At 48.7% G+C, this 526-nt stretch carries 1 pseudogene; it reads left to right on the top strand.

The features are described 5' to 3' along the window. Nucleotides 1-526 (top strand): annotated as a pseudogene (locus tag R7190_RS30455) (flagellin); the annotation flags it as partial.

A 526-nucleotide genomic window follows, 5' to 3' on the forward strand; every position in this document is an offset into this window, starting at 1 on the left:
GACGATGCAGCAGGTCTACAGATCTCTAACCGTCTAACGGCACAGTCTCGTGGTCTTGATGTGGCAATGCGTAACGCGAACGATGGTATCTCTATCGCTCAAACGGCTGAAGGTGCGATGAACGAAGCAACGTCAGTGATGCAGCGTATGCGTGACTTGGCTATCCAGTCATCAAACGGTACTAACTCTCCAGCTGAGCGTCAGGCAATCAACGAAGAATCAATGGCGTTGGTTGACGAACTGAACCGTATCGCAGAAACCACATCATTCGGTGGCCGTCGTCTATTGAACGGCTCATTCGGTGAAGCGGCATTCCAAATCGGTGCGAGCTCTGGTGAAGCGATGATCATGGGTCTAACTAGTATTCGTGCAGATGACACTCGTATGGGCGGTGTGACATTCTTCTCTGAAGTAGGAAAAGGTAAAGATTGGGGTGTTGATCCAACTAAAGCCGATCTAAAAATCACGCTTCCTGGCATGGGTGAAGACGAAGATGGTAATGTTGATGATCTAGAAATCAACATCA

Source organism: Vibrio sp. 1078-1 (assembly GCF_033340475.1).